Below are 1,135 nucleotides of genomic sequence, written 5' to 3' on the forward strand. Positions count from 1 at the left end.
GTGCGGGGAGGGGGGAGTCAGGCGACCCGGACGGCGTCCGGGACGTGCGCTGCGTCGGACTCGGCCCAGACCGGGCCGTCCGGGAACGCGTGGGTGGTCAGGGTGTCGGCGAGCAGCTCGGTGCCGGCGCCGGGCGCGGTCGGCGGCCAGTAGCGTCCGTCGTGGACGTCGACCGGGGTCACGAAGTGCTCGTGCAGGTGGTCGACGAAATCGATGCACCGGGTGTCGAGGTCGCCGGTCAGGGCGACCGCGTCGAACATCGACAGGTGCTGCACCGCCTCGCACAGGCCGACACCGCCGGCGTGCGGGCAGACACGGACGCCGTGCTTCGCGGCGAGGAGCAGGATCGCCAGGTTCTCGTTCACCCCGGCGACCCGGGTGGCGTCGATCTGCAGCACCGACATCGACCTGGCCTGGATCAGCTGCTTCGCGATCACGCGGTTCGCCATGTGCTCCCCCGTCGCGACCGGGATCGGGGCGATGCGCCGGGCGATCTCGGCGTGGGCCAGGATGTCGTCCGGGCTCGTGGGCTCCTCGACCCACGCGATGTCGAAGGGGCGGAGCCGGTCGATCCACGCCACGGCCTCGTCGACGTCCCAGCGCTGGTTGGCGTCGATCGCGACCCGGACGTCCGGGCCGACGGTGGCGCGGGCGATGCCCATCCGTCGGACGTCCTCGTCCACGTCGCCGCCGACCTTGAGCTTGATCTGGGTGAACCCGTCGTCCACGGCTTCACGGCACAGCCGCGCGAGCTTCTCGTCGTCGTAGCCGAGCCAGCCCGGGGTCGTCGTGTAGGCGCGGTAACCCTCGCGCTCCAGACGGGTACGGCGTTCGGCACGCAGCGGTTCGGCGGCGCGGAACAGCTCGAGCGCCTCGGCCGGGGTGATCGCGTCGGTCAGGTACCGGAAGTCGACCAGGTCGACGAGTTCCTCGGGACGCAGGTCGGCGAGCAGGGCCCAGAGCGGCTGCCCCGCACGGTTCGCCCGCAGGTCCCACAGGGCGTTCACCACGGCGCCGATCGCCATGTGCATGACGCCCTTCTCCGGGCCGAGCCACCGCAGCTGCGAGTCGTGCACCATCGCGCGCCAGGTGCCGCCCATGGCGGCCAGGACCGCCTCGGCATCGGCGCCGACGA

1 protein-coding gene is annotated in these 1,135 nt (G+C 72.4%); it reads right to left on the reverse strand.

What is annotated here, in order from left to right; genetic code table 11:
* Window positions 1–17 precede the first annotated feature (17 nt).
* On the reverse strand, window positions 18–1,135 hold a 1,118-nt coding region (locus BACI9J_RS23510), incomplete at its 5' end, for an enolase C-terminal domain-like protein (RefSeq protein ID WP_159736733.1).

Origin of the sequence: Arthrobacter sp. 9V (assembly GCF_902506065.1) — a bacterium.
Lineage (GTDB): Bacteria > Actinomycetota > Actinomycetes > Actinomycetales > Micrococcaceae > Arthrobacter.